Annotated in this window: 5 protein-coding genes; 4 read left to right on the top strand and 1 reads right to left on the bottom strand. The window is 69.7% G+C overall.

Translation table 11 applies throughout. The features are described 5' to 3' along the window. Positions 1-260 precede the first annotated feature (260 nt). The gene (locus tag QTI68_RS05580) at positions 261-2,168 is read left to right on the top strand and encodes an ATP-binding cassette domain-containing protein (protein ID WP_286520162.1); all 1,908 of its coding nucleotides are present in this window, start codon (positions 261-263) and stop codon (positions 2,166-2,168) included. A gap of 75 nt (positions 2,169-2,243) precedes the next feature. After that, positions 2,244-3,980 carry a phospholipase D family protein gene (locus QTI68_RS05575; RefSeq protein WP_286520161.1) on the top strand — a complete coding sequence of 579 codons (1,737 nt, stop codon included), beginning with the start codon at positions 2,244-2,246 and terminating at the stop codon, positions 3,978-3,980. A 19-nt stretch (positions 3,981-3,999) separates the two neighbouring features. Here QTI68_RS05575 and QTI68_RS05570 read toward each other — a convergent pair whose 3' ends face one another. Then, positions 4,000-5,424, bottom strand: coding sequence for an aminotransferase-like domain-containing protein (locus QTI68_RS05570; protein ID WP_286520159.1), 1,425 nt, complete (start codon positions 5,422-5,424; stop codon positions 4,000-4,002). Positions 5,425-5,526: 102 nt separating this feature from the next. On the opposite strand from QTI68_RS05570, the gene QTI68_RS05565 reads away from it, so the two are divergent. After that, the gene (locus QTI68_RS05565; RefSeq protein ID WP_286520158.1) at positions 5,527-6,126 is read left to right on the top strand and encodes a LysE family translocator; all 600 of its coding nucleotides are present in this window, start codon (positions 5,527-5,529) and stop codon (positions 6,124-6,126) included. Continuing rightward, positions 6,123-7,052: a DMT family transporter gene (locus QTI68_RS05560; RefSeq protein ID WP_286520156.1), complete on the top strand. Its 930-nt coding sequence runs from the start codon at positions 6,123-6,125 to the stop codon at positions 7,050-7,052. Before QTI68_RS05565 ends, QTI68_RS05560 begins: the two co-directional genes overlap by 4 nt. The last annotated feature ends 7 nt before the right edge of the window (positions 7,053-7,059 follow it).

The raw sequence follows: 7,059 nt of genomic DNA, 5'->3' as shown, positions 1-7,059 counted from the left end.
TCACTTCGATCAACTCGCAACCCGGAAGCTGCTTCGTCGCCGTCGTTTTCAGCGGAGCCTTCGATTATGACACAGTTTTTAGAACCAGATCAAGACCGAAGGGCCTTTTTTGTTCTCGGCGATCTTTCGATCTTCTTCTTGTAGTCCCCTGAAGTTTCCTTCGTGGAACCCGGCGAAGTTGCCTTCGCGTTTTGCCGAGCCCACGAGTATATGCCACTTTGGGAGCCTCGCCAGCACTTCGCTCCGATAATCGCTCCCACATGGCACTCATCACACTCCTCGACGCGCAACTCGCGTTCGGCCACGTCCCGCTGCTCGACCATGCGGACTTTTCTCTCATCGAAGCGGAGCGCATCGGCCTGATCGGCCGCAACGGCGCCGGCAAGTCTTCGCTGCTCAAGATACTGGCCGGGCTCGAGAAGCCAGACGACGGCACCCTGCAGATTCAACAGAATGTGCGCGTCACCTACGTGGCCCAGGAGCCGGTGCTGGACATGGAGGCGGATGTATTCACCGCCGCCAGCGCCGGCCTCGGCGAGGTGATCGCCATCCGTGATCAATATCTGTCGGGCGCCCCGGGCCTGGACCTGGACGCCTTGCAGTCGCAGATCGAGGCCTACGATGCCTGGAACTGGGAGCAGCGCGTGGAGGAGACCCTGCATCGCCTGCACCTCGACGGCGCGGCCCGCATCGGCTCGCTCTCGGGCGGCACGCGCAAGCGGGTCGCACTCGCGCAGGCGCTGGTGGCCGCCCCCGACGTGCTGCTGCTCGACGAGCCCACCAACCACCTGGACCTCGATTCGATCGAGTGGCTGGAGCAGCTGCTGATCGACTTCAAGGGCAGCGTGGTGACCATCACCCACGACCGCAGCTTCCTCAACCGGGTCGCCACCCGGATCGTGGAGCTCGACCGCGGCAAGCTCGGCTCCTACCCGGGCAATTTCGAGCAGTACCTTCTACAGAAGGAAGAGCAGCTGGCCCAGGAAGCGGTGATCAATGCCAAGGCCGACAAGCTGCTGGCGCAGGAAGAGATCTGGATCCGCAAGGGCGTCGAGGCGCGCCGCACACGCAGCCAGAGCCGCATCAGCCGGCTGCAGGAGCTGCGGGCCAACCGCGCGTCGCGGCGCGAGGTGCAGGGCAGCGTGAACATGGACGTGGCCTCGGGGCAGTCGAGCGGCAAGATCGTGGCGGAGCTGACCGAGGCGACGAAGTCCTTCGGCGACAAGACCGTGATCCGCGGCTTCACCGGCACCATCCTGCGCGGCGACAAGGTCGGCCTGATCGGTCCCAACGGCGCCGGCAAGACCACGCTGCTGAAGCTGATCCTCGGCGAGCTCGAGCCCGATGCCGGCAAGATCCGCCGCGGTGCCAACCTGCAGGTGGCCTACTTCGACCAGATGCGCAACGCGCTGAACCTGGACGCCACGCTGGAAGACTTCATCAGCCCGGGCAGCGAATGGATCGAGATCGGCAGCCAGCGCAAGCACGTCAAGAGCTACCTGGCCGATTTCCTGTTCTCGCCGGCGCGCGCCCATTCGCCGGTGAGATCGCTGAGCGGCGGCGAGCGCAACCGGCTGCTGCTGGCCCGCCTGTTCGCGCGGCCGGCCAACGTGCTGGTGCTCGACGAGCCGACCAACGACCTCGACATCGACACGCTTGAACTGCTCGAGGACCTGCTGCAGAACTACGACGGCACCGTGTTCCTGGTGAGTCATGACCGGACCTTCCTCGACAACGTGGTGACCAGCACCATCGCCTTCGAGGGCGACGGCCGCTGGCGCGAGTACGAGGGCAGCGTGCAAGACTGGCTGACCCAATCCAAGCGTGCACGCGAGATCGCGCAGCAGCGCGCCGCGGCCGCGCCGCCGCCGGCCGCCGCCGCCCCGGTCACTGCCGCGCCGCCCCCCGCGGCCGCCGCCAAGCCCGCCGCGGCGGCCCGCAAGAAGCTCAGCTACAAGGAACAGCGCGAACTCGAGACGCTGCCGGCGCGGATCGCCGAGCTCGAAGAAGAGCAGAAGCGGATCAGCGAGATCCTCGCGCTCGACGGCGGCGCGATCTACGCCACCGACGCCTCGCGGGCGGCCGAGCTGGCCGAGCGCCATGCCCGCATCGACGAAGAGTTGATGGCCGCGCTGGAACGCTGGGAAGCGCTCGGGTCCGCAGGCTAGCGGAGGCTTTGTCCGACGCGGGCGGTGACGGTGGCGCTCTATATATAGCGCCGTCCTGGCTCTTTTCCTCGCCGCATGCCCTTTAGAAACGCCCTCGGGCGAACCGCAGCCTGCCTCGCACTCGTCCTGGCCTTGGGCCTCGGGGGCTGCGCGGAACTGCCCAAGAACGTCGATCGGCCGGTCTCGACCGCGCTGGCCGCTCCCGCCACGACGCCGCTGGGCGAGCTGGTGCAGCAGCGGCGGGCCGCCGCCGGCACGCGCTACGAATCCGGCTTCGTGCTGCTCGACGGGCCGCCGGCGGCCTACGGCAGCCGGCTGGCGCTGGTCGAGGGCGCCCGCAAGACGCTGGACCTGCAGTACTACGCGATCCACGCCGATGCCAGCACGGCCCGGCTGCTGAAGGCGGTGCGCGAGGCGGCCGAGCGCGGCGTGCGGGTGCGGATCCTGCTCGACGATCTGCACAGCACCGGCCGGGACGCGGTCGTGATGCGGATGGCGCTGGTGCCGAATGTAGAGATGCGGATGTTCAATCCGCTGGCGGGCGCCCGCGCCTCGACGCTGGGCCGGCTGTTCGGCTCCATCGACGATGCCGCGCGGATCCAGCAGCGCATGCACAACAAGCTGTTCATCGCCGACAACGTGCTGGCGGTGGCCGGCGGCCGCAACCTCGGCGACGCCTACTTCGGCAAGGACCGCAAGGGCAACTTCATCGATCTCGACGTGCTCGTGGCGGGGCCCCTGGTGCAGGACCTGTCGCGCAGCTTCGACGCCTACTGGAACAACGAGCGCGCCTACCCGGTGCAGTCTCTGGTGACGGCCAAGGAACTGGACCAGATCCGCGAGCAGGCGCGCGCCGACGCCAAGGCCGAGCGCGAACGGCAGGCCGGCGACCCGGCGCCGGCCGATGGCGCAGCGGGCACCGGCACCTCCGCCGCCGAGGTCCGCGCACAGGTCTGGGACGAACGGCCGATGGACCTCCGGACCGCCGATTTCGTCTGGGCCCCGGCGGTCGTGCTGGCCGACAAGCCGGGCAAGATCCCGCCGGACGGCGCCAACGCCGATGCCGGCAAGGCACCCGGCCTGACGGTGACGCAGGCGGGCCGGCGCCCGCAGGGCGGGGCCGCGAAAAACGATGCGTCGCTGGCTGCGGCCGCCGACGCCGCGGCCGATGGCGAGACGGTGGTCGACGGACTGCTGCAGCTGATCGGCCAGGCCCGCAGCGAACTGCTGGTGATCTCGCCCTATTTCGTGCCCGGCGCCGACATGAAACAGGCCTTTGCCGCGGCCCGCGCCCGTGGGGTGCGCATCCGCGTGCTGACCAATTCACTGGCGTCGAACGATGCGCCGGTGGCCCATGTGGGCTACGCGCGGCACCGCGACGAACTGCTCGCCATGGGCGTGGAGCTCTACGAACTGCGCAGCGAGCAGGCCGGACTCGGCAACGCCTTCGGTTCGGGCAGCGGCGGCAGCGCGCCGGGCGGATCGCGCTCGATGCTTCATTCGAAAGTGCTGGTGATCGACGGCCGGCTGCTGGTGGTCGGATCGATGAACCTCGACCTGCGCTCGCAGCACCAGAACACCGAGATCGCAGTGCTGGTGCGCAGCGATGCGCTGTCGCGGACGGCCGCCCAGATGATCGACCAGGCGATGCGCGAAGGCGCCTGGCACGTACTGCGCAGCGACGGGCGCATGGTCTGGCATGCGCCCGAAGGCAGCGGCCTGGAGGACGCCACCGCCGAGCCCGACACCAGCGCCGGCCTGCGGGCGCTGGTGAAGCTCTTCGGCCCACTGGCACCGGACGCCCTGCTCTGAGCGCTGGGCACAGCCCCTGTCAGATCTGGTCGCGGACCCTCGCGAACACCTTCCAGAAGGTCGCGTCCTGCGCGGTCGCGAAGTTGATCCGCATCAGCGTGGTCGGCGGCCGCCGGGCATGGAACAGCGAGCCGGGCGCCAGCAGGTAGCCCTCGTCGAGCATGCGCTGGGTCAGCGCGTCGGTGTCGACGCCGGTGTCGACCCAGCCGAACAGGCCGGCCGGCTCCGAGGCCAGCGTGCAGCCGGCGGCCAGCGCCAGCTTGACCGTGCGGCCGCGGGCGCCGTCGAGCCTGACGCGCACCCGCTCGGCATGCCGGCGCAGCTGGCCCTGGTCGATGCACCAGGCCAGCGCGCGCTCGAACAGGGCGGGCGAGGTCAGGGTCGCAAGCAGCTTGGTCTCGAGCAGGCGGCCGATCAGTGCCGGCGAGGCGGCGACGAAGCCGATGCGCCAGTTGGGCGCCAGGATCTTGGCGAAGCCGCCGACATAGATGGTGCGCTGCAGGCCGTCCATCGCGCAGAGGCGGGTCGCGTGTTCGGGCGCCAGGTGGCTGTAGGTGTCGTCCTCGACGATGTGGAAGTCGTGCCGGTTGGCGAGCTGCAGCACCCGGTGCGCGCTGCCCGGCGTCAGGCTGTAGCCGGTCGGGTTGTGCAGCACGCTCACGCTGACGAAGAGCTTCGGCTTGTGGGCATCGCCCGCCGTGCAGTAGCGCTCCATCACCTCCAGGTCGGGGCCGTCGGCCTTGCGCGGCACCGGCAGGATGCGCATGCCCAGCGCCTCCAGTCGGGCGAACTCGAGCGCCCAGCCCGGCTCCTCGACCATCACGGGATCGCCGGGCCGCAGCAGGGTTCGGCTCACGATGTCGAGCGCATGGGTGGCGCCGATGGTGGTCACGATCTGCTCGGGCGAGGCCGGCACGCTGATGGCGGCCAGCCGGGTCGACAGGCTGCGCCGCAGGCTGCCGTCGCCCGCCGGCTCGCCATACTGCAGCGACAGTTCCTGCAGCGCCTTGCCGCTGGTCACCCGGCGCACCGCCGCCGGCATGAAGGTCGATTCGAGCCAGTCGGGCGGAAAGACGCCCATGCCGGGCTGCGGTTTGTCGCTCGGGCGATGGAACATGCCGCGGATGAGCGTGCTGGCATCGGCCGCCACCAGGGGCGCGGGTGCCAGAGCCGGTGCGGGGCCGGCGCTGTCCGGCGGCGGACCCGCGGCCGGGCCCGAATCGCGCACGTAGAAGCCTCGCTGGCGGCGCGCCTCGACCAGGCCCTGGGCCAGCAATTGATCGTAGGCGGCGACCACCGTGTGCGGGCTCACGCCCTGCTGGCGCGCACACTCGCGCACCGAGGGAAGCCGCGCGCCCGGCGGCAGCAAGCGGTTGCGGATGCGCTCGGAAAAGCGGTCGGCGAGCTGCCCGGTCAGCGACTGGGCGGAGGTTCGTGTCAGCATGACGCGTATTGTTCTGTGTCAATGAGTCGACTGATACAGACAGCATCTATGTTCGTTTATCTGTACCGGTACTGTAATGGTCATCAGTTTAAAGTGTGTCCCATGAACTGGCAAGAATTCACTGCGCTGCTGGTGTTGGCCACGGCGATGAGTTTCTCGCCGGGCCCCAACACCACGCTGTCTACCGCGCTGGCCGCCAACGGCGGCCTGCCGCGCGCCATGCGCTTCGTCTGGGCGGTGCCGGTCGGCTGGAGCCTGCTGCTCGCCCTGTGTGCGGCCGGCATCGGCGCCCTGGTGGTCGCGGCGCCTTCGGTGCGCTGGTTCATCAAGGCCTTCGGCATCGCCTACCTGCTCTGGCTGGCCTGGAAGCTCAGCGGCAGCCGCGCCCTCGGCCAGGCCGACGGCGCGCAGTTGCGGGTCGGCTTCAAGCAGGGCGTGATGCTCCAGTTCCTCAACATCAAGGCCTGGCTGCTGGCGCTGACCTTGGTCGCCAACTTCATCGCCGGTCAGCCCGATGCCTTGCAGCGCTACGCCATCGTGGCGCCGGTGATGCTGGTCTATGCCTTCGCCAGCAACTTCCTCTATGCGCTGGCCGGCGCCGTGCTGCGCCACTGGCTGGCCCAGGGGCAGCGCCTGCTGTGGTTCAACCGCGCGATGGCGGCCCTGCTGGCACTCACGGCCTGGTGGATGGCGGGCGCATGAAGACCCGGGACGAAACCCTCGGCATGTGGCTGGGCGTGCTCGGCGTCGCCATCTTCGCGGTGACGCTGCCGATGACCCGGCTGGCCACCGGAACGCAGGCCGCCCCGCAGCTGTCGCCCTGGTTCGTGACGCTCGGGCGGGCGGCGCTGGCCGGCGTCCTGTCGGTGATCTTTCTGCTCGTCACCCGCTCGCCGCGACCGCAGCGCGTGCACTGGAAGCCGCTCGGCATGGCGGTGCTCGGCAACGCGATCGGCTACCCCTTGCTGCTGGCCTATGCGCTGCGCGTGGTCAGTGCCAGCCACGCCGCGGTGATCACCGCCCTGCTGCCGCTGGTGACCGCGGCCTGCGCTGCCTGGGTGCTGCACCAGCGCGCGCGCCTGGGCTTCTGGCTCTGCGCCATCGCCGGCAGTGCGCTGGTGGTCGCGTTCTCGGTGCTGCGGGCGCAGTCGCACGGCGGCGGCTTCGGCTTCGAGTGGGCCGACGTGCTGCTGGTGGGCGCGGTCGTGGCGGCATCGCTGGGCTACATCTACGGCGCCCAGGTGACGCCGGCGCTCGGCGCCGAGCGCGTGATCTGCTGGGTCTGCGCGATGGCCCTGCCTGTGACCTTGCCCGGCACCCTGCTGCTGTGGCCCGAACAGCCGGTGGCGGCCTCGGCCTGGGTCGGCTTCGTCTACGTCGGCGTATTCTCGATGTGGATGGGCTTCTTCGCCTGGTACCGCGGCCTGGCCATGGGCGGCGCACTGCGCGTCAGCCAGACCCAGCTGCTGCAGCCGTTCCTCTCGATCCTGGCGGCCGTGCCGCTGCTCGGCGAACCGCTCGATGTCGTCACCCTCGGCTTCGCCGCGGCGGTGGTGGCCACCGTGGTCGCAGGCAAGAAGCTGTCCCAGCCGCGCGCGCCGCTGGTCGCCGCCGCGGCCTCCCGTTAGTCTCTCG

Source organism: Variovorax sp. J31P207, assembly GCF_030316965.1.
Taxonomy (GTDB): domain Bacteria; phylum Pseudomonadota; class Gammaproteobacteria; order Burkholderiales; family Burkholderiaceae_C; genus Variovorax; species Variovorax ginsengisoli_B.
The sequence above is the reverse complement of the archived record's forward strand: the minus strand, read 5'-3'. Positions and strand labels throughout refer to the sequence as shown.